This window comes from Pseudomonas sp. JBR1, from assembly GCF_028198185.1.
Classification (GTDB): Bacteria; Pseudomonadota; Gammaproteobacteria; order Pseudomonadales; family Pseudomonadaceae; genus Chryseomonas; species Chryseomonas oryzihabitans_E.
Window position 1 is genome coordinate 4,824,139 of sequence record NZ_CP116340.1, and the last position, 20,879, is coordinate 4,845,017.

The 20,879-nt window shown below is 62.9% G+C and carries 17 protein-coding genes; 13 read left to right on the forward strand and 4 right to left on the reverse strand.

Going from position 1 to position 20,879, the window contains the following annotated elements:
* Positions 1-35 precede the first annotated feature (35 nt).
* The 3 genes from PJ259_RS22260 (at position 36) to cysN (ending at position 3,810) form a co-directional block, all read left to right on the forward strand.
* A complete protein-coding gene (locus tag PJ259_RS22260; RefSeq protein ID WP_271654202.1) occupies positions 36-827 on the forward strand; it encodes a Nif3-like dinuclear metal center hexameric protein in 792 nt (263 codons plus the stop codon).
* 165 nt (positions 828-992) lie between these two features.
* Positions 993-1,910, forward strand: a complete 918-nt coding sequence (gene cysD / locus PJ259_RS22265) for a sulfate adenylyltransferase subunit CysD (protein ID WP_271654203.1) — start codon at positions 993-995, stop codon at positions 1,908-1,910.
* Position 1,911: 1 nt separating this feature from the next.
* Entirely contained in the window at positions 1,912-3,810 is a 1,899-nt protein-coding gene (gene cysN, locus PJ259_RS22270; protein ID WP_059314038.1) for a sulfate adenylyltransferase subunit CysN, read from the forward strand.
* A gap of 51 nt (positions 3,811-3,861) precedes the next feature.
* Here the strand turns inward: cysN and PJ259_RS22275 are convergent, their stop codons facing one another.
* On the reverse strand, positions 3,862-4,173 hold the full coding sequence (locus PJ259_RS22275) for a hypothetical protein (RefSeq protein ID WP_271654204.1): 312 nt from the start codon (positions 4,171-4,173) through the stop codon (positions 3,862-3,864).
* 210 nt (positions 4,174-4,383) lie between these two features.
* Between PJ259_RS22275 and PJ259_RS22280 the strand changes: the two genes are divergently transcribed.
* Positions 4,384-6,018: a Na+/H+ antiporter gene (locus PJ259_RS22280; RefSeq protein WP_271654205.1), complete on the forward strand. Its 1,635-nt coding sequence runs from the start codon at positions 4,384-4,386 to the stop codon at positions 6,016-6,018.
* Here the strand turns inward: PJ259_RS22280 and dapC are convergent.
* Genes dapC through map form a run of 3 tightly spaced genes read right to left on the reverse strand, consistent with a single transcriptional unit; the run spans position 6,015 to position 10,725 of the window.
* Positions 6,015-7,208, reverse strand: coding sequence for a succinyldiaminopimelate transaminase (gene dapC / locus PJ259_RS22285; RefSeq protein ID WP_271654206.1), 1,194 nt, complete (start codon positions 7,206-7,208; stop codon positions 6,015-6,017). The two genes, PJ259_RS22280 and dapC, sit on opposite strands and share 4 nt — an antisense overlap.
* A 24-nt stretch (positions 7,209-7,232) precedes the next feature.
* The gene (locus PJ259_RS22290) at positions 7,233-9,932 is read right to left on the reverse strand and encodes a [protein-PII] uridylyltransferase (protein ID WP_271654207.1); all 2,700 of its coding nucleotides are present in this window, start codon (positions 9,930-9,932) and stop codon (positions 7,233-7,235) included.
* 10 nt (positions 9,933-9,942) lie between these two features.
* Positions 9,943-10,725: a type I methionyl aminopeptidase gene (gene map, locus PJ259_RS22295; RefSeq protein ID WP_271654208.1), complete on the reverse strand. Its 783-nt coding sequence runs from the start codon at positions 10,723-10,725 to the stop codon at positions 9,943-9,945.
* Positions 10,726-11,010: 285 nt separating this feature from the next.
* Between map and rpsB the strand changes: the two genes are divergently transcribed.
* From rpsB to bamA, 9 genes are all read left to right on the forward strand, one after another.
* Positions 11,011-11,748 carry a 30S ribosomal protein S2 gene (gene rpsB / locus PJ259_RS22300; protein ID WP_059314044.1) on the forward strand — a complete coding sequence of 246 codons (738 nt, stop codon included), beginning with the start codon at positions 11,011-11,013 and terminating at the stop codon, positions 11,746-11,748.
* 131 nt (positions 11,749-11,879) lie between these two features.
* On the forward strand, positions 11,880-12,749 hold the full coding sequence (gene tsf, locus PJ259_RS22305) for a translation elongation factor Ts (protein ID WP_007159493.1): 870 nt from the start codon (positions 11,880-11,882) through the stop codon (positions 12,747-12,749).
* Positions 12,750-12,941: 192 nt separating this feature from the next.
* Positions 12,942-13,685: a UMP kinase gene (gene pyrH / locus PJ259_RS22310; RefSeq protein WP_059314045.1), complete on the forward strand. Its 744-nt coding sequence runs from the start codon at positions 12,942-12,944 to the stop codon at positions 13,683-13,685.
* Positions 13,682-14,239 carry a ribosome recycling factor gene (frr, locus tag PJ259_RS22315; protein ID WP_059314046.1) on the forward strand — a complete coding sequence of 186 codons (558 nt, stop codon included), beginning with the start codon at positions 13,682-13,684 and terminating at the stop codon, positions 14,237-14,239. Before pyrH ends, frr begins: the two co-directional genes overlap by 4 nt.
* A gap of 18 nt (positions 14,240-14,257) precedes the next feature.
* Complete coding sequence (uppS, locus tag PJ259_RS22320) at positions 14,258-15,007, forward strand: polyprenyl diphosphate synthase (RefSeq protein ID WP_167348558.1); 750 nt, start codon at positions 14,258-14,260, stop codon at positions 15,005-15,007.
* Positions 15,007-15,822 (forward strand): phosphatidate cytidylyltransferase, encoded by an 816-nt coding sequence (locus PJ259_RS22325; RefSeq protein WP_059314047.1) that lies wholly within the window; start codon positions 15,007-15,009, stop codon positions 15,820-15,822. The genes uppS and PJ259_RS22325 overlap by 1 nt, the downstream gene beginning before the upstream one ends.
* The gene (ispC, locus tag PJ259_RS22330) at positions 15,819-17,000 is read left to right on the forward strand and encodes a 1-deoxy-D-xylulose-5-phosphate reductoisomerase (RefSeq protein ID WP_271654209.1); all 1,182 of its coding nucleotides are present in this window, start codon (positions 15,819-15,821) and stop codon (positions 16,998-17,000) included. Before PJ259_RS22325 ends, ispC begins: the two co-directional genes overlap by 4 nt.
* 66 nt (positions 17,001-17,066) lie before the next feature.
* Entirely contained in the window at positions 17,067-18,419 is a 1,353-nt protein-coding gene (gene rseP, locus PJ259_RS22335; RefSeq protein ID WP_271654210.1) for an RIP metalloprotease RseP, read from the forward strand.
* Positions 18,420-18,492: 73 nt separating this feature from the next.
* Complete coding sequence (gene bamA, locus PJ259_RS22340) at positions 18,493-20,862, forward strand: outer membrane protein assembly factor BamA (protein WP_271654211.1); 2,370 nt, start codon at positions 18,493-18,495, stop codon at positions 20,860-20,862.
* Positions 20,863-20,879 lie beyond the last annotated feature (17 nt).

Here is a 20,879-nt window from a genome sequence, read left to right on the forward strand (position 1 = left end):
TGGCGGCATTATAAGGAGCGGCGCCGCTCGATGACATGCCGGGGCGCCGCCACAGAGGAGGTAAGCCGTCCGTGACCCTGTCCCTTGATCTACTGGTAGAAACCGCCGACCGTTACCTGGAGACGGCCCGTATCCAGGATTATTGCCCCAATGGCCTGCAGGTCCAGGGCCGTGGGCAGCTTCGCCTGCTGGTCAGTGGCGTCACGGCCTCCCAGCAGTTGCTGGATGCCGCTGTAGCGGCCAGTGCCGATGCCATCCTCGTGCACCACGGCTACTTCTGGAAAAACGAAGATGCCCGTCTCATCGGCATGAAGCACCGCCGGATCAAGACCCTGCTGAGCCACGACATCAGCCTGCTAGCCTATCACCTGCCGCTGGACGTCCATCCCGAAGTGGGCAACAACGTTCAGCTGGGACGCCGCCTTGGCGTGCAGAACATTCGTCCGCTGCCGGGCGATGCCAGGGGGCTGATCTGGGAGGGCGAGCTGGCCGAGCCGTTGTCCGCGACGGATTTTGGTCGGCGGGTAGCGGATACCCTGCAGCGCCAGCCGCTGGTGGTCGATGGCGGACGATCGATCCGGCGCCTGGCCTGGTGCACCGGAGGCGCCCAGGGCTATATCGATCAGGCCATCGCGGCGGGCGTGGACGCCTACCTGACCGGTGAGGTATCCGAGCAGACGGTGCACAGTGCCCGCGAAAACGGGGTCAGTTTCTTCGCTGCCGGCCACCATGCTACCGAGCGCTATGGGGTGCAGGCGCTGGGCGACTATCTGGCCACTCAACTGGGCGTGCAGCATCTATTCATCGACTGCGACAACCCGGCATGAGCGTCATAAGCATATAGCTTCTAGTTCTAGAAGGGCTGTCGGGACATAACCATTGCCTATGATAAGGTTGAGGTTCGTCCACGGCCCGCTCTGTCCGGTGTGTCCAGTCGACTGGATGCCGCAACGGACATCTCCTAGGCCACCTTTCTGCAATCGTGAGTAGCCATGCTCGACAAACAGACGCACCTCAAACAGCTTGAGGCGGAAAGCATCCACATCATCCGTGAAGTGGCCGCCGAGTTCGACAATCCGGTCATGCTGTATTCCATCGGCAAGGATTCGGCCGTGATGCTGCACCTGGCCCGCAAGGCCTTCTTTCCCGGCAAGCTGCCGTTCCCGGTACTCCACGTGGACACCGGCTGGAAATTCCAGGCCATGTACGAATTCCGCGATCGCATGGTTGAGGACATGGGGCTCGATCTGCTGGTGCACAAGAATCCGGAGGGGGTCGCCCAGGGCATCAACCCCTTCACCCATGGCAGCGCCAAGCACACCGACATCATGAAGACCCAGGGCCTCAAGCAGGCGCTGGACAAGTACGGCTTCGACGCAGCCTTCGGCGGCGCCCGCCGTGATGAAGAGAAGTCCCGCGCCAAGGAGCGCGTCTACTCCTTCCGCGACAGCAAGCACCGCTGGGACCCCAAGAACCAGCGTCCCGAACTGTGGAACATCTACAACGGCAAGACCAACAAGGGCGAGTCGATCCGGGTCTTCCCGCTGTCCAACTGGACCGAGCTGGACATCTGGCAATACATCTATCTCGAAGGCATCCCGATCGTGCCGCTGTACTTCGCCGCCGAGCGCGAGGTGATCGAGAAGAACGGCACCCTGCTCATGATCGACGACGACCGTATCCTCGAGCACCTCTCGCCCGAGGAAAAGGCGCGTATCCACAAGCGCCAGGTGCGCTTCCGTACCCTCGGCTGCTATCCCCTGACCGGCGCGGTGGAGTCCCAGGCGACGACACTGACGGACATCATCCAGGAGATGCTGCTTACCCGCACCTCCGAACGCCAGGGCCGGGTCATCGACCACGATGGCGCCGGATCCATGGAAGAGAAGAAACGTCAGGGGTATTTCTAAGATGTCGCACCAATCCGATCTGATCGGCCAGGACATCCTGGCCTACCTCGCGCAGCACGAACGCAAGGAACTGCTGCGCTTCCTCACCTGCGGCAACGTCGACGACGGCAAGAGCACCCTGATCGGGCGCCTGCTGCACGACTCCAAGATGATCTACGAGGATCACCTGGAAGCCATCACTCGTGACTCCAAGAAGGTGGGCACCACCGGCGAGGAGGTCGACCTGGCGCTGCTGGTGGATGGCCTGCAGGCCGAGCGCGAGCAGGGCATCACCATCGACGTGGCCTATCGCTACTTCTCCACGGCCAAGCGCAAGTTCATCATCGCCGACACCCCCGGCCATGAGCAGTACACCCGCAACATGGCTACCGGGGCCTCCACCTGCGACCTGGCGATCATCCTGGTCGATGCTCGTCACGGCATCCAGACCCAGACGCGCCGGCACAGCTACATCGCTTCGCTGCTGGGCATCAAGCACATCGTGGTCGCCATCAACAAGATGGACCTGCTGGGCTTCGACCAGGCAGTGTTCGAACGCATCAAGGACGACTACCTGGCCTTCGCCCAGCGCATCGAGCTGGGCGCCAAGGACATCCACTTCGTCCCCATGTCGGCGCTCAAGGGCGACAACGTGGTGAATCGCAGCGAGCAGACGCCCTGGTACAGCGGCAAGTCGCTGATGGAAATCCTCGAGACCGTGGAGATCGCCGCGGATCGCAATCTCGACGACCTGCGCTTTCCGGTGCAGTACGTCAATCGGCCCAACCTCAACTTCCGTGGCTTCGCCGGGACCCTGGCATCGGGTGTCGTCACCAAGGGCGATGCTGTGGTGGTCCTGCCGTCGGGTAAGGGCAGTCGGGTCAAGTCCATCGTCACCTACGAAGGCGAGCTGGAGCAGGCAGGTCCCGGCCAGGCGGTGACCCTGACCATGGAAGACGAGATCGACATCTCCCGGGGCGACGTCCTGGTGCATGCCGACAACCGTCCCCAGGTGACCGACAGCTTCGAGGCCATGCTCGTGTGGATGGCCGAAGAGCCCATGCGCCCTGGCAAGAAGTACGACATCAAGCGCGCCACCAGCTATGTGCCGGGTTCGCTGCCGAGCATCGTGCACACGGTGGACGTAAATACCCTGGAACGCGGCGCCACCAGCGAGCTCAAGCTCAACGAGATCGCCCGGGTCAAGGTGGCCCTGGATTCCCCCATCGCCCTGGACGGCTATGGCGTCAACCGCACCACCGGCGCCTTCATCGTCATCGATCGCCTGACCAATGGCACCGTAGGTGCCGGCATGATCATCGCCGACCCGGTAGGTAGCGCTGGCCATGGCCAGAGCGCGCATCAGCTGCACGTCGCCACCAGCGAGCGGGCTGCCCGTTTCGGTCAGCAGCCCACCACGGTGCTCTTCACTGGCCTTTCCGGTGCCGGCAAGACCACCCTGGCCTATGCCCTGGAGCGGCGCCTGTTCGACGCCGGTCGCGCGGTCTTCGTGCTGGATGGCCAGAATCTGCGCCACGACCTGAACAAGGGCCTGCCGCAGGATCGCGCGGGTCGTCGCGAGAACTGGTTGCGCGCCGCCCAGGTGGCCCGTCAGTTCAACGAGGCGGGCCTGATTGCCCTGGCTGCGTTCGTCGCGCCGGATGCCGAGGGTCGGGCCCAGGCCCAGGCACTGATCGGTGCCGAGCGCCTGCTGACGGTACACGTCAAGGCTTCGCCAGCGGCTTGCGCCGAGCGGGATCCCCAGGGCCTCTACACCGCCGGTGGCGACAATATCCCGGGCATCTCCTTTGCCTACGATGCGCCCGAAGACGCCGATCTGGTACTGGATACCGAACAGCTGTCGGTGGAGGAGGGGGTCCAGCAGATCCTCGACGTCCTGCGGCGACGCCAGGTGATCTAAGGCCTGCAGCGATAGAAAAAACCCGCCTTTCGGCGGGTTTTTCATGGGCCTTTACCAGCGTGGGGGCGGGCCATAGTAGTAGGCGCCAGGTGGCGGGCCGTAGTACACGGGGCGCGGCTCAACCACGCGATACTCGTAGACCGGTGCCGGCTCGTAGTAGACCACGCGCGGCGGTGGCGGCGGTGGCCCCTCGATGTAGACCGGCTCGCGGGCATAGGAGTGGGAGACGATGGCTCCGCCAACCACGGCGCCAACCACTGCACCAAGAAAGGCCGGGCCGGGACCACGACCGTGGGCGGACGCCTGACCGGCGATGGCGAGGCAACCGGCAAGCACCACAGCTTGAGTGATGCGACGTAGCATGATGATTCTCCTGCGACCCGGGGTGATGAAACCGGGCATCTCTATCAGACCGCAACGGTGGCCGCTCGCCTAGGTAGCCCGGGGTAAAGTTTGGGTAAACCAAATACTTCGACATCAGTCCCAACAACCTGAGGTCGACGTGTCCCCAGCCTCGCGGGACGCATCTTCTGTATCTGGTACCGCGACCGGTGCCCCGACCACGAGACCACTGTGCAGATTCTCTATACCGCTCTGATCCTCTTGCTGATGGTGGGCGCCACCCGTCTCAGCGCCCACCTCATTCCCATCCCGCTGCCACTGATCCAGGTGGTGGTGGGCGCCTTGCTCGCCTGGCCCACGCTGGGGTTGCATGTCGCCCTGGATCCCGAACTCTTTCTGTTGCTGTTCATCCCGGCGCTGCTGTTCTCCGATGGCTGGCGCATGCCCAAGCGCGAATTCTGGCGGCTGCGGCGCCCCATCTTCGTACTGGCCTTCGGCCTGGTGTTCCTCACGGTGCTGGGCGCCGGCTGGTTCCTGCACTGGATGCTCAAGCTGCCCTGGGCAGTGGCCTTCGCCCTGGCTGCTGTGCTGTCGCCAACCGATGCCGTGGCCGTTTCCAGCATCGTCCGCGGACGGCTGCCCAGTGCGCTGCTGCATGTGATCCAGGGCGAGGCCCTGCTCAACGATGCCTCGGGCCTGGTGACCTTCAAGTTCGCCGTGGCGGCAGCCCTGACCGGCGCCTTTTCGCTCAGCCAGGCCAGCCTGGATTTCGTCATCGTCGCCTTGGGTGGGGCGCTGGTTGGCGGGGTGTTGAGCTGGCTGGTCGGTCGTGCCCGGGCCTGGATGGTGATCCGACGAGGCTGGAGCGATGCCGCACCCCATGTCGTCTTCATGCTGTTGCTGCCTTTCGCCGCCTATGTGCTGGCAGAGCGGTTGGGCGTCTCGGGCATCCTCTCGGCGGTGGCCGCCGGGATGATGCAGAGCCGGGTCGACATGCTGCCTCGACAGACCGCCACCCGACTGCTCAATCACAGCGTCTGGGGGCTGGTGGAGTTCGCTTTCAACGGCCTGGTATTTCTCATCCTTGGCCTGCAGCTGCCTGACATCCTGGCGGCCGCGCTGCCAGCTTCCCAGGCGCTCTGGCCGGCCGCGGGCTGGCTGACGCTCTACGTGGTGGGGGCCTATCTGGTGATCATGGCCATTCGCTTCGGGGTCATCCTGGGCTATTGGCACCTGACCCAGCCCGGCAGTGGCCCTATCACCATCGCTGGCGATCCCCGCTGCATCGCCGCCATTGCTTCCCTCAGCGGGGTACGTGGCGCCGTGACTCTGGCGGGTGTGCTGTCGCTGCCGCTGATGCTGTCGGATGGCACGCCTTTTCCCCTGCGTGATGTCCTGGTATTCATCGCCGCCGGCGTGATCCTGCTGTCACTGGTGGTGGCGAGCGTCGGCATTCCGCTGCTCCTGGCGCGTTTGCCGGAGCAGTCCAACGACCTGCTGGAGCGTGAACGCTGCGAGGTACGGATCAATGCCGCCCGGGCGGCCATCGGGGCCTTGGAGGACGTGGAATCAGACGATGCGGACGAACCAGCCCGGGCAGCGCTGCAGGCGGAGATCAAGGCTGGCATCATTGCCGAGTTTCGCGACGAGTTGAGTTCCGCCGATGACAGCGAGGATGCCCGTTCCTTGGCGCGTCTACGTGACACCCTGGATGGCGAGCTGCGTCTGCTCGCCATCCGCGCCCAGCGTCGCGAACTCTATCGGCTGCGCATCGCCGGCGTGATCGATGACCTGGTGGTCAGCGAATTCCTGCGCGAACTGGACATCCAGGAGACCGCGCTGATGCGCGATCAGGGCAACCGCTAGCCCTTGCAGAAGCGGCGGATGCGCCCCGCTGCTTCCACACACTCGGCCAGGGGGGCGACCAGCGCCATGCGTACCCGTCCGGCACCTGGGTTGGTGCCCTCCACCTCGCGCGAGAGGTAGGAGCCCGGTACGACCGTCACGTGCTCGCGAGCGAAGAGGTCGCGGGCGAAGGCTTCGTCATCGCCGGGTGTCTTGGCCCAGAGATAGAAGCCGCCGTCCGGCAGGGAGACGTCCAGACTGCCCTGCAGAATGTCCAGTACGGCGGCGAATTTCTGCCGGTAGAGCGCGCGGTTCTCGCGGACATGGGCCTCGTCGCGCCAGGCCACGGCACTGGCCTTCTGCACCTGCACCGGCATGGCGCAGCCATGATAGGTGCGATAGAGCAGGAAGCGCTTGAGGATGGTGGCATCGCCGGCGACGAAGCCGGATCTCATGCCCGGCAGGTTGGAACGCTTGGACAGGCTGTGGAAGACCACGCAGCGGGCGAAGTCGCTGCGACCCAGTTCGGCGCAGGCGGTCAGCAGGCCGGGCGGCGGGCTGGCTTCATCGAAGTAGAGTTCGCTGTAGCATTCGTCGGCGGCGATCACGAAATCGTGGCGGTCGGCGAGTTCGATGAGCTTCTTCAGCGTTTCCAGGGGCAGCAGGGCGCCCGTGGGATTACCCGGGGAGCAGAGGAAGAGCAGCTGGCACCGCTGCCAGACCGTATCCGGAACGCTATCGAAATCGGGGTTGAAGCCGTTGTCCGCCAGGCAGGGCAGATAATGCGGCTCGGCGCCGGCCAGCAGGGCCGCCCCTTCGTAGATCTGATAGAAGGGATTGGGGCTCAGCACCAGACCGTGCTTGCTGCGATCCACCACTGCCTGGGTAAAGGAGAACAGGGCTTCCCGGGTACCAGTGACTGGCAGCACGTGGCGAGCCGGATCCAGCCAGCCCGCGGGGACGGCGAAGCGCTGGCCGGCCCAGTCGGCGATGGCCTCACGCAGGTCGGCGATTCCCTGTGTGGTGGGATAGACCGCCAGTTGAGCCAGATTCGCGGTCAGCGCCTCGGCGACGAAGGCGGGTGCCGGGTGCTTGGGCTCGCCGATCGACAGCGGGATGGGTCTGATCGAAGCCGGCGGGGTGACGGTGGCGAGCAGGGCACGCAGTTTCTCGAACGGATAGGGCTGCAGCAGGTCGAGGGTGGGATTCATCGTCGGGTGGTCCTTCGTTCGAGACTAGATGCTGATGCGACTGAGTGGCGTCTGGCTGTCCCGCTCGCCCAGCTGCTTGATCAGGGCTTGCTGCAGCGCGGCGCAGAGGCTGGGATCCGACAGTGGGCGACCGTCGGCGTCGGTCACGTAGAAGACGTCTTCCACGCGCTCGCCGAGGGTGGCGATCTTGGCGTTGAGCACGGACAGGTCGAAATCGAGGAAGATCCGTCCCACCCGCGCCAGCAGGCCGGGTCGGTCGGGCGCTGTCAGCTCGATGAGGCTCGCCGAGCGCGTGGTGTCGGTATAGATGTTCACCTGGGGCGAAAAGGCGAAATGCTTGAGCTGGCGGGTCACGCGCCGATTGATGATGCTCGGGTATTCTTCCGGATGCTTGAGGGCCTCGATCAGACCGGCGCGGATCTGGGTGATACGCGCGGGATTGTTGCCGATCGAGCCGCCATCGGTATCCAGCACGATGTAGGTGTCCAGGGTGAACTGGCTGCTGGAGGTGATGATGCGTGCGTCCTGAATGTTCAGGTTGAGCTGGTCCATCACCGCCACGGTCACCGCGAAGAAGTCGTGCTGGTCCGCGGCATAGATGAAGATCTGGGTGCCGCCCTCGGAGTCACGCTGGGTGGTCTCGCGGATCAGCACCAAAGGCTCGGCGGTATCGCCATGGCCGAGGATGGCCTCGGTGTGCCAGGCGACGTCCAGCGCGGTATGGCGCAGGAAATAGGTATCACCCAGCTGCGACCAGAGCTGCTCGGCGTCATCGGCATCGATGCCGCGGCGCATCAGGGTATCCAATGCCGATTGCTGGGTACTGCGGATCTGCTCCTCGCGGTTGACCGGATTCTCCAGGCCCCGACGCAGGGCACGCTTGGTCTCGGTGTAGAGCTGGCGGAGCAGGGTGGCGCGCCAGGAGTTCCATAGCGACGGATTGGTCGCGGTGATGTCGGCCACGGTCAGGACATACAGATAGTCCAGGTGGGTGTGGTCGCCAACGGTCAGGGCGAAGTCGTGGATGACTTGGGGATCGGAGAGATCCTTGCGCTGGGCGGTGGTGGACATTACCAGGTGGTTGCGTACCAGCCAGCTGACCAGACGGGTGTCCCACTCCGGCAGCTGGTGGCGGCGACCGAAAGCTTCCACGTCTTCCGCGCCCAGCTCCGAGTGATCGCCACCACGACCCTTGGCGATGTCGTGGTAGAGGCCGGCGACATAGATCAGCTCCGGCTTGGGCAGCTTGTGGATCACCCGCGTCGCCAGCGGATACTTCTCGGCGAGGACGTCGTAGCTCATCTTGCGCAGGTGCTTGATGAGATTGAGGGTATGGGCGTCGACCGTATAGATGTGGAAGAGGTCGTGCTGCATCTGCCCGACGATCTGGCCGAATTCGGGCAGGTAGAGCCCCAGCAGGCCATAACGATTCATGCGCCGCAGATTGCGGTGGATGCCGGATTCGCTCTTGAGCAGCTCGATGAACAGGCTGGTGTTGCGAATGTCCTGGCGGAAGGCGTCATCGATCAGGTGACGGCTGTCGCGTAGCAGGCGGATGGTACCGGCGCTCGGTCCCTTGATCGCAGGGTTCTGCGCCAGCAGGACGAACAGCTCCATCAGGGCGAAGGGGGTGCGCAGGAAGACCTGGGGATGCACCACCTCGAGATAGCCGTTACGGATCTGGAACCTGTTGTTGAGCGGGGTGACCGCGGCAGGCACCTGCTCGTCGCGCAGATTCACTTCCTCGAAGTGCTGCATCACCACGTCGCTGAGCTGGGAGACGTCCATCACCACCCGGTAGTACTTCTGCATGAAGCGTTCTACCGCGAGCTTGGCGTCGTTGTCCTCGTAACCGAGCAGATTGGCGATGCGCCGCTGGTGGTCGAACAGCAGGCGGTCCTCGGCGCGACCGGCGAGCATGTGCAGGGCATAGCGGACCTTCCACAGGTACTCCTGTGCCGAGGTCAGCAGGCCGCATTCGCTTTCGGTCAGAAAGCCCTGGCCTACTAGCGCCTGCAGATTGAGGGTGCCGAACTGGCGCCGGGCGATCCACAGTAGTGTCTGGATATCGCGCAGACCACCCGGTGAACCCTTCACATTGGGTTCGAGGTTGTATTCGGTGTCGTTGTACTTCGCGTGCCGCGCGCTCTGTTCGGCACGCTTGGCCAGGTAGAAGGCGCGTCCGGGCCAGAGATGCTCGACGCCTGTCGCCGCCAGCATCGCCTGGCGCAGGTGCTCGGGGCCGGCGAGGGTGCGGCTTTCCATCAGGTTGGTGATCACCGTCAGGTCGGCCAGGGCCTCGGTGGTGCATTCGCGCAGGGACCGGACGCTTTGCCCCACGGCCAGGCCCACGTCCCATAGCAGGGTCAGGAAGCCTTCGATGGATGCGCGGAAGCGCTCCTGCTCTTCTTCGGCGAGCAGGATGAGCAGGTCGATATCCGAGTGCGGATGCAATTCGCCGCGCCCATAGCCGCCTACGGCGAGCAGGGCGATGCCGTCAGACGGCCAACTGAAGCGATTCCAGGCCGCCGTGAGCAACTGATCGACGAACCAGGCGCGATCCTCGACCAGGCGACGCACGCTGCGTCCGGCCAGGAAACGGGCATCCAGGGTGGCGTTCGCGGCCCGGATGAATTTCTTGAAGGCCGCGAGAGGGCTGGCTTTCAGCGAAAGCTCAGCCTGGAACTGGCCGGCGTCGAACAACTCCGAATCGACCTGGGGCATGGGCGCTCACTCACGCAGAAACGCGGGGAAAGGTTTCGTCCTTTCTCAGGGTCAGGATCTCGTAACCCTCTTCGGTGACCAGCACCGTGTGTTCCCACTGCGCGGACAGCTTGCGGTCCTTGGTGATGGCGGTCCAGCCATCGCCCAGCAGGCGGGTCTCGTAGCGGCCCTGGTTGATCATCGGCTCGATGGTGAAGATCATCCCGGCCTGCAGCTCGAGGCCAGTGCCGGCGCGGCCGTAATGCACCACCTGCGGCTCCTCGTGGAAACCCTTGCCGATGCCGTGACCGCAGTATTCGCGGACCACCGAGAAGCCGTTCTTCTCGGCATATTTCTGGATGACCTCGCCGATGTCCCCCAGACGCGCGCCGGGACGGACGAGCTCGATGCCCTTGTAGAGGCACTCCTGGGTGACCTGGCAGAGGCGGCCGGCCCACTCGGGAACGTCACCTACCAGGTACATCTTGCTGGTATCCCCGTGATAGCCATCTTTGATCACGGTGATGTCCACGTTCATGATGTCGCCGCTCTTGAGTGGCTTGTCATTGGGAATGCCATGGCAGACCACGTGGTTCAGCGAGGTGCAGATGGATTTGGGGTAGCCCTTGTAGTTCAGCGGGGCGGGAATGGCCTGCTGCACGTTGACGATATAGTCGTGGGCCAGTCGATCCAGTTCTTCGGTAGTGATGCCGGGACGCACGTGTTCGTCCAGCATTTCGAGCACCTCGGCGGCCAATTGGCCGGCGACGCGCATCTTGGCGATGTCTTCAGGGGTCTTGAGGATGACGGTCATCGGAAATCTCTAGGTATCACGCCGGGTGTTAGCTTTCGATCCGTTATTCTATCAGAGCTGTTGCCCTTGCTGTGGCCACCGGCAGCACCCCGGATCTCCGGTGTCCACCAATCGCCGCTGGTGGTATCCGATAAGGCGTGATATAAAGTCGCGCGCTTTTTCGGGGCTCTGCCCTTTAGCGCTCCTAACCCCACACACGCATCGACACGATGACCTGGGTGCTTCCCAAGGGAAGTTGGTCATTGGGATGCGTGGAGGCCCAACCCGACTACGAGGAACATCTAAATGTCTCAAGTCTCCATGCGTGACATGCTGAAAGCCGGCGTGCATTTCGGCCACCAAACCCGTTACTGGAACCCGAAGATGGGCAAGTACATCTTCGGTGCGCGCAACAAGATCCACATCATCAACCTCGAAAAAACCCTGCCGATGTTCAACGAGGCCCTGACCTTCGTTGAGCGCCTGGCTTCCGGCAAGAACAAGATCCTGTTCGTCGGCACCAAGCGTTCCGCCGGCAAGATCGTTCGCGAAGAAGCCGCTCGTTGCGGTCAGCCCTTCGTCGATCACCGCTGGTTGGGCGGCATGCTGACCAACTACAAGACCATCCGTGCCTCGATCAAGCGTCTGCGCGATCTGGAAATCCAGTCCCAGGACGGTACTTTCGACAAGCTGACCAAGAAAGAAGCCCTGATGCGTACCCGTGACCTCGAGAAGCTCGAGCGCAGCCTGGGTGGTATCAAGGAGATGGGCGGCCTGCCGGACGCACTGTTCGTGGTCGACGTCGACCACGAGCGCATCGCCATCACCGAAGCCAACAAGCTGGGCATCCCGGTCATCGGCGTAGTCGATACCAACAGCAGCCCGGAAGGCGTTGACTACGTCATCCCCGGTAACGACGACGCCTTCCGCGCCGTTCAGCTGTACCTGAGCAGCGTTGCCGATGCCGTGATCCGTGGTGGTAACAACGGTGGTGCGGGCGAGCAATTCGTCGAAGAAGCCGCTGCCGAAGCCGTCGAGGGCTGAGCAAGTCGACCCTAGGGTCGAGCGGTTCGACGTGCGAGAAGGGGGCCTAGCCCCCTTTTTGCCTACTGGCGTTTCATTGGCTCCGTCTCTGTGCGGAGTGACCTCGAAACCGATTCAAGAGGATTTCAAACATGGCAGAAATCACTGCAGCCCTGGTCAAAGAACTGCGCGAGCGCACCGGCCAAGGCATGATGGATTGCAAGAAGGCCCTGGCCGCTGCCGGTGGCGACATCGAGAAAGCCATCGACGACATGCGTGCCGCTGGCGCCATCAAGGCTGCCAAGAAGGCCGGTAACGTGGCTGCCGAAGGCTCCATCGCGGTCAAGGTCGCTGATGACCACAAGGCTGCCGTCATCATCGAAGTCAACTCCCAGACCGATTTCCTGGCTCTGCAGGACGACTTCAAGGGCTTCGTCGCCGCCAGCCTGGACAAGGCCTTTGCCGAGAAGATGAGCGATGCCGCTCCGCTGATCGCCGCTCAGGAAGCTGCTCGTGAGGCGCTGGTCGCCAAGTGTGGCGAGAACGTCAACATCCGTCGCCTGACCCGTGTCGAAGGCGATGTCGTTGGCGCCTACCTGCACGGTCACCGCATCGGTGTGGTCGTTACCCTGCAGGGTGGCACCGCCGAACTGGCCAAGGAAATCGCCATGCACGTCGCGGCGAGCAACCCCCAGTTCCTGAATCCCTCCCAGGTTTCCGAAGAAGCTGTCGCCAAGGAAAAGGAAATTTTCCTGGCGCTGAACGCCGACAAGATCGCCGGCAAGCCGGAAAACATCGTGGAGAACATGGTCAAGGGTCGTATCAACAAGTTCCTGGCCGAAGCCAGCCTGGTTGAGCAGCCCTTCATCAAGGATCCGGAAGTCAAGGTCGGTGAGCTGGCCAAGAAAGCCGGCGCCGAGATCGTCTCCTTCGTGCGCTACGAAGTGGGCGAAGGCATCGAGAAGGCCGAAGTCGACTTCGCTGCCGAAGTGGCTGCCCAGCTGGCTGCCAGCAAGCAGTAAGCCCGGCATCCGCCGTTGACCAGGAGGCCGCCCGCTTCGAGCGCGCGGCCTCTTTGTCAAATTGGTAGGCAGGTCTAGTTTCTCGCCTCCCAAGGAGTTTTTTGCCGATTGGAGTGAACGCAACTGCGGTTGCGCTTTCCTATCGCAGGATCAAAATCCCCCGCACATGTTCATCGCCACAGGAGAGAGTGAATGGCACAGCAGATGAGTGGTCGCCAACCCCGTTACAAGCGTATTCTGCTGAAGCTCAGTGGCGAAGCCCTGATGGGAAGTGAAGACTTCGGGATCGATCCGAAGGTGCTGGATCGCATGTCGCTGGAAATCGGCCAGCTGGTGGGCATTGGTGTTCAGGTCGGTCTGGTGATCGGCGGTGGCAACCTGTTCCGCGGTGCGGCGCTGTCCGCCGTGGGCATGGACCGGGTGACCGGCGACCACATGGGCATGCTGGCTACCGTGATGAACGCCCTGGCCATGCGCGACGCCCTGGAGCGCTCCAACATTCCCGCCACGGTGATGTCCGCCATCTCCATGGTCGGCGTGACTGACCAGTACGATCGCCGCAAGGCATTGCGTCAGCTGAAGGGTGGCGAAGTGGTCATCTTCTCCGCCGGTACCGGCAATCCGTTCTTCACCACCGATTCCGCCGCCTGCCTGCGTGCGATCGAGGTGGAAGCCGATCTGGTGCTCAAGGCCACCAAGGTGGATGGTGTATACACGGCTGATCCCTTCAAGGATCCCAATGCCGAAAAATTCGAGCGCTTGACCTACGACGAGGTGCTCGACCGCAAGCTGGGCGTCATGGATCTCACGGCTATCTGTCTCTGCCGTGATCACAACATGCCCCTGCGGGTTTTCAACATGAACAAGCCCGGCGCCCTGCTCAACATCGTGGTGGGTGGTGGCGAGGGTACCCTGATCGAGGAGGGAGCAGCATGATTGACGAGATCAAGAAGGATGCGCAGGCGCGCATGACCAAGACCCTGGAAGCCCTGGGCCACGCCTTTGCCAAGATCCGTACCGGGCGTGCTCACCCGAGCATCCTGGACAGCGTCATGGTGTCTTACTACGGCAGCGATACCCCGCTGCGTCAGGTCGCCAACGTCAACGTCGAGGATTCGCGGACCCTGGCCTTGAACGTGTTCGACAAGAGCATGATCCAGGCCGTGGAAAAGGCGATCATGACCTCGGACCTGGGCCTCAATCCGGCCACTGCGGGCACCACCATTCGCGTGCCGATGCCGGCGCTGACCGAAGAGACGCGCAAGGGCTTCACCAAGCAGGCGCGTGCCGAAGCCGAACAGGCACGGGTCTCCGTGCGCAACATCCGTCGCGATGCCCTGGCTCAGCTCAAGGACCTGCTCAAGGAAAAAGAAATCAGTGAAGACGAGGATCGTCGTGCTCAGGATGAAGTCCAGAAGCTGACTGATAAATTCGTCGCCGAGGTGGACAAGGCTCTGGAGGCCAAGGAAGCCGACTTGATGGCTGTTTGACAACGGTTGGGATGTAGCATGGGCATGAGCAAGCCAGGCAAGGTGGTGCCACGTCATGTGGCGATCATCATGGATGGGAACAATCGCTGGGCGCGCCGTCGGTTGCTGCCGGGGGTCGCCGGTCACAAAGCCGGAGTGGACGCTGTTCGGGCGGTGATCGAGGTCTGCGGCGATGCGGGCGTCGAGGTGCTGACGCTGTTCGCCTTTTCCAGCGAGAACTGGCGGCGTCCGGCCGACGAGGTTGGCGCCCTGATGGAGCTTTTCCTTTCCGCCTTGCGGCGGGAAGCCAAGAAGCTGCACCAGAACGGCATTCGGCTGCGCATCGTTGGCGATCGCTCGCTGTTCCATCCGGAATTGCAGGCTGCCATGGCGGAAGTCGAGGCGCTCACCGCCCACCACACCCGATTCGTGCTGCAGATCGCGGCCAATTATGGCGGGCAATGGGATATCACCCAGGCTGCCCAGCAACTGGCGCTGCAGGTTCAGCAGGGCACTCTACAGCCCGCGGCCATCACGCCGGAACTGTTGCAGGGTTGCCTGGCGACCGCCGATCTACCTTTGCCCGACCTCTGCATCCGTACTGGCGGAGAACGGCGGGTGAGCAACTTCCTGCTCTGGCAGATCGCCTATGCCGAGCTGTATTTCTCCGACCTGTTCTGGCCGGACTTCAAGCACGAGGCCATGCACGCCGCCCTGGCCGACTTTGCCACCCGCCAACGGCGGTTCGGCAGGACCTGCGAACAGGTGGAAGCGGAGCTACGCGCCTAATGCTGAAGCAGCGAGTTATCACGGCGATGGTGCTCCTGCCCATCGCGCTGGCCGGATTCTTCTGGCTGGAAGGAGCAGCCTTCGCTCTGTTCATCGGTGCGGTCGTTGTCTTGGGTGCCTGGGAATGGGCGCGCTTGGCGGGGCTGGAGGCTCAGCCACTGCGTTGCGCCTATGCCGCCGTGGTCGCCCTGGCCTTGCTGCTTTGCTGGTGGATGCCTGCCGGCGCGCACGGCCTGCTGTTCATCAGTCTCGCCTGGTGGCTGTACGCGACCGTGTTGGTACTGACCTATCCCGATAGCGCTCGGGCCTGGCAGGCTTCCTGGCGACGTCTGCTGATCGGGCTGGTAGTGCTGGTGCCGGCCTGGCAAGGACTGATGCTGCTCAAGGCAGCGCCGGGCGGCAATCTGCTGATTCTCGAAGTGATGATGCTGGTGTGGCTCGCCGACATCTTCGCCTATTTTTCCGGACGGGCCTTTGGCAAGCGCAAGCTGGCGCCAGCCGTAAGTCCGGGCAAGAGCTGGGAAGGGCTCTATGGTGGCTTGGCCGCCGCGCTGGTGGCCACTCTGGTGCTGGGCTTGGTCCGCGGCTGGGGTTTTGGTGACCTGCTGCAGGCGCTCCTTGGCGCCGCCTGCGTGGTGCTGATCTCCGTGGTGGGCGACCTCACCGAAAGCATGTTCAAGCGTCAGGCCGGACTCAAGGATAGTAGTCAGCTGCTGCCAGGGCACGGCGGCGTGCTGGATCGTATCGACAGCCTTACCGCCGCCGTCCCGCTGTTCGCCTTGCTGCTCTGGTGGGCTGGCTGGGGTGTCCAGTGAACGTCCAGCGGCTTTGCGTCCTGGGTGCCACGGGATCCATCGGCGCCAGCACCCTAGATGTCGTGGCGCAGCATCCTGACCGTTATCAGATCCTTGCCCTTAGCGGCCATCGCCGTCTGAACGAGCTGGCCGAGCTCTGCCATCGCTTCCAGCCAGTCTACGCCGCTGTGCCGAACCAGGCCTCCGCCGACCGGCTGGCCGATCTGCTGCAGGGCGCCCAGGCGTTCCCTGAGATCTTGGTAGGGGAGGCGGGTCTGGAGTTCATTGCTGCTCATCCCGAGGTCGATACCGTCATGGCGGCGATTGTCGGGGCGGCGGGACTCAAGCCGACATTGGCCGCGGTCAAGGCCGGCAAGCGCGTGCTGCTCGCCAACAAGGAAGCCCTGGTCATGAGTGGCGCCCTCTTCATTGAGGCGGTGCAGGCCAGCGGCGCGACCCTGTTGCCCATCGACAGCGAGCACAATGCGATTTTCCAGTGCCTGGCCGATCCGGCGACGCCGGGGTTGGCCCGCAAGGGCGTGCGCCGAATCTTGCTCACGGCCTCGGGCGGCCCGTTCCGTGAGACACCGGCCGAAGAGTTGATCGGAGTGACACCGGATCAGGCCTGCGCTCATCCCAAGTGGTCGATGGGACGCAAGATTTCGGTGGATTCGGCCACCCTGATGAACAAGGGGCTGGAGCTGATCGAGGCCTGCTGGCTGTTCGAGGCGACGCCAGAGCAGGTCGAGGTGGTCATCCACCCCCAGAGCGTCATCCACTCTCTGGTGGACTATGTGGACGGTTCGGTGCTGGCTCAGCTCGGCAACCCCGACATGCGCACTCCCATCGCCCATGCCCTGGCATGGCCGGAGCGTATCGGCTCCGGGGTGGCGCCCCTGAACCTGTTCGACATCGGCCGGCTCGAATTCGAGCGGCCCGATGAAGCGCGCTTTCCCTGTCTGCGCTTGGCGCGCGAAGCCGCTCAGGCGGGCGGTTGCATGCCGGCGACGCTCAATGCCGCCAACGAGGTCGCCGTCGAGGCCTTTCTCGCGGGTCAACTCGGTTTTACCGAGATCCCGCAACTGATCGAGTCGGTGCTCAAGGGGGTCGAGCCCTGTCCGGCCGCCGATCTGGAAGCGGTCTTCGCGGCCGACAATACCGCTCGGCAGCTGGCCCAGGAGTGGTTGTCGAGGCGCTGATCCCGCGCCTCGACACCTGGCCTGCGAGTCCGCAGAATCTGCACACTGAGGTAGCGGAGGCAGCCAATGTCCATCCTTTATACGATACTGGGAACCCTGATCGCCCTGGGCGTCTTGGTGACCATTCACGAGTATGGCCATTTCTGGACCGCGCGCCGGTGCGGCGTCAAGGTCCTGCGCTTTTCCGTAGGCTTCGGCAAGCCACTGCTGCGCTGGCAAGACCGGTACGGTACCGAATTCGTGGTGGCGGCCATCCCCCTGGGTGGCTACGTGAAGATGCTGGACGAGCGCGAAGCACCCGTCCCGCCCGAAGAGCAGCATGCCGCCTTCAACCGTAAGACGGTGCGCCAGCGCATCGCCATCGTGGCCGCTGGTCCGATCGCCAATTTCCTGCTAGCCATCCTGTTCTTCTGGTTGCTGGCCATGCTGGGCTCCCAGCAACCGCGTCCGGTCGTGGGGGCGATAGCAGCCGATACACCGGCTGCGACTGCCGGCATCCCGGTCGGGGCGGAGCTGACCGCGATCGATGACGCTGCCGTGGACAGCTGGTCCGCCGTCAACCTGCGTCTGGTCGATCGTCTGGGTGAAAGCGGTCCGCTGCGTATCCGCTATACGCTTCCAGGGACCACCGCGGAGCAGAATGGCGTCATCGAACTCCACTCATGGCTACGCGGTGCGGAAGATCCCGATCCGATTCAGGCGTTGGGCCTGAAACCCTGGCGGCCAGAAATCCCCGCTGTCTTCGCCGAACTGGATCCGGCGGGTCCTGCCCAGGCCGCTGGCCTGCGGACCGGCGACCGTCTGCTCGCGTTGAACGAGACGGCCATCAAGGACTGGCAGCAGGCGGTGGACTGGGTGCGAGCCCATCCCAATCAGCAGGTCAAGGTGACTTACGAACGCCAGGGTCAGCAGCAGGACGTTTCCCTTCGCCTTGGGGCGCGCCATGTCGATGCTACCGAGTCCGGCTATCTGGGCGCCGGTGTGGCGCCGGTCAAATGGCCAGCGGACATGGTTCGCGAAATTAGCTATGGACCGGTGGCCGCCGTGGGTGAAGGCATCGGCCGAACCTGGCAGATGAGCGTGCTCACGCTGGTTTCCCTGAAGAAGATGCTCTTGGGAGAGCTGTCGGTAAAAAACTTGAGCGGGCCGATAACCATTGCTAAAGTGGCGGGCGCTTCGGCTCAGTCAGGCCTGGGGGATTTCCTCAATTTTCTGGCGTACCTGAGCATAAGCCTGGGGGTTCTGAATCTGTTGCCTATCCCTGTGCTCGACGGTGGTCACCTGGTGTTCTACTTCGTCGAGTGGATTCGCGGGCGGCCCTTGTCCGAGCGTGTGCAGACATGGGGCATGCAGATCGGTATTAGCCTCGTCGTGGGTGTGATGCTGCTGGCCTTGGTCAATGACCTCGGTCGCCTCTGACACTCTGCTGATTGCCGAATCTGCCGCCCAGTGCGGCAGATTCTTTATTTGCCAGTTGGAATAAAAGGGACTCATGAAACGCCTGCTGCTACCTGCGGTAATAGCCGCGCTGATGATCGGCGAGGTACACGCCGAGTCCTTCACCATCTCCGATATCCGCGTCAACGGATTGCAACGTGTATCGTCCGGCAGCGTCTTTGGCGCCTTGCCGCTGAACGTGGGCGAGGCCGTTGACGACAACAAATTGGCCGAGGCTTCCCGTTCCCTCTTCCGTACCGGATTCTTCCAGGACATCCAGCTGGGTCGTGACGGTAACGTCCTGGTCGTGAACCTGGTCGAGCGTCCTTCCATTTCCAGTATCACCCTGGAAGGCAACAAGGCGATCTCCAGCGACGACCTGATGAAGGGTCTCAAGCAGGCTGGTCTCGCCGAGGGTGAGATTTTCCAGCGTGCGACGCTGGAAGGGGTGCGCAATGAACTGCTGCGCCAGTACGTCGCCCAGGGCCGTTATTCCGCCAGCATCGATGCCGAAGTGGTGCCCCAGCCTCGCAACCGGGTGCAGCTGAAGATCACCATTAACGAGGGCGAGGTTGCGACCATCTCCCACGTCAACGTGGTGGGCAACACGGTCTTTGCCGAAGACGATCTCACCTCGTTGTTCGAGCTCAAGCCGAGCAACTGGTTGTCGTTCTTCCGTAACGATGACAAGTACTCCCGGGAAAAGTTGGCGGGTGACCTCGAACGCCTGCGCTCCTATTACCTGGATCGCGGCTACATCAACATGGACATCACCTCGACCCAGGTGTCCATCACGCCCGACAAGAAGCACGTCTACATCACGGTCAATGTCAACGAAGGGCAGAAGTACACCGTTCGTGAAGTGAAGCTGTCCGGCGACCTCAAGGTGCCGGAGGAAGAACTGCGTAAACTAATGCTGGTCCAGCCGGGCCAGGTCTTCTCGCGCAAGGTCATGACCAGCACTTCGGATCTGATCACTCGTCGACTCGGCAACGAAGGCTATACCTTCGCCAACGTCAACGGCTTGCCCGAGCCCCATGACGACGACCACAGCGTGTCCCTGACCTATGTGGTCGACCCGGGCAAGCGTGCCTACGTCAACCGCATCAACTTCCGCGGCAACACCAAGACCGAGGACGAGGTGCTGCGTCGCGAGATGCGTCAGATGGAAGGCGGTTGGGCTTCCACCTACCTCATCGACCAGTCCAAGACCCGCCTCGAGCGCCTGGGCTACTTCAAGGAAGTCAAGGTCGAGACGCCCCAGGTGCCTGGCACCGACGACATGGTCGACGTCAATTACAACGTCGAAGAGCAGCCGTCGGGCTCCATCACAGCCAGCATCGGCTTCGCCCAGAGCGCCGGTCTGATCCTCGGTGGCTCCATCAGCCAGAACAACTTCCTTGGTACCGGCAACCAGGTCAGCATCGGTCTGACCCGTTCCCAGTACCAGAGTCGCTACAACTTCAGCTTCACCGACCCGTACTTCACCCCGGACGGCGTGAGCCTGGGTTACAACATCTTCTATCGCAGCACCGACTACAGCAAACTGTACGACAGTGACGTCTCCTACTACTCGATCAACAGCCTGGGTACCGGTGTCACCCTGGGCTATCCGATCAGCGAGACCTCGCGCCTGACCTATGGTCTGAGCGTGCAGAAAGACGAGATCAATCCCGGTACCTACAGTGCCGACGAGATCTATGATTTTGTCCAGCGCGAAGGGGATAACTTCACCAACTTCAAGGCCAGCATTGGCTGGTCGAGCTCGACGCTGAACCGCGGTGTCCTGCCGACCCGTGGCGCCTCTCAGAGCCTGACCGGTCAGATCACCATCCCGGGTAGCGACCTGAGCTTCTATAAGCTCGACTACCGGGGCCAGTTGTTCACGCCGCTGACTGACAACACCGCGCTACGCTTCCATACTGAGCTGGGTTACGGTGACGGCTATGGCAGCACCGACGGCCTGCCGTTCTACGAGAACTACTATGCCGGTGGCTTCAACTCGGTCCGGGGTTTCGAGGACAGCAGCCTGGGTCCGCGGACAACGCCACCAAAGAGCCCGCCCAATTACGCTGCTCAAGGTCAAGGCTTCCGCGACCGTGAGAATGACGAAGCTTTCGGTGGCAACGTCCTGATCACCGGTGGTGTGGAATACCTTTTCCCCTTGCCCTTCGTGAAGGATCAGAAGTCCCTGCGAACCGTGCTGTTCTGGGACGTGGGTAACGTGTTCAGCACCAAGTGCTACCTGAACTCGACACAAAACTGCGGCGACGTCAGCTTCTCCAATATGGCCAGCTCCGTCGGCGTCGGTGTGACCTGGGTTACTGCCTTAGGTCCGCTGAGCTTCAGCCTCGGCGTTCCAGTCAAGAAGCCGACCAACTCCGATCCGCAGGTCTTCCAGTTCTCGCTGGGTCAGACGTTCTGACCCAGGTTACACCTTTG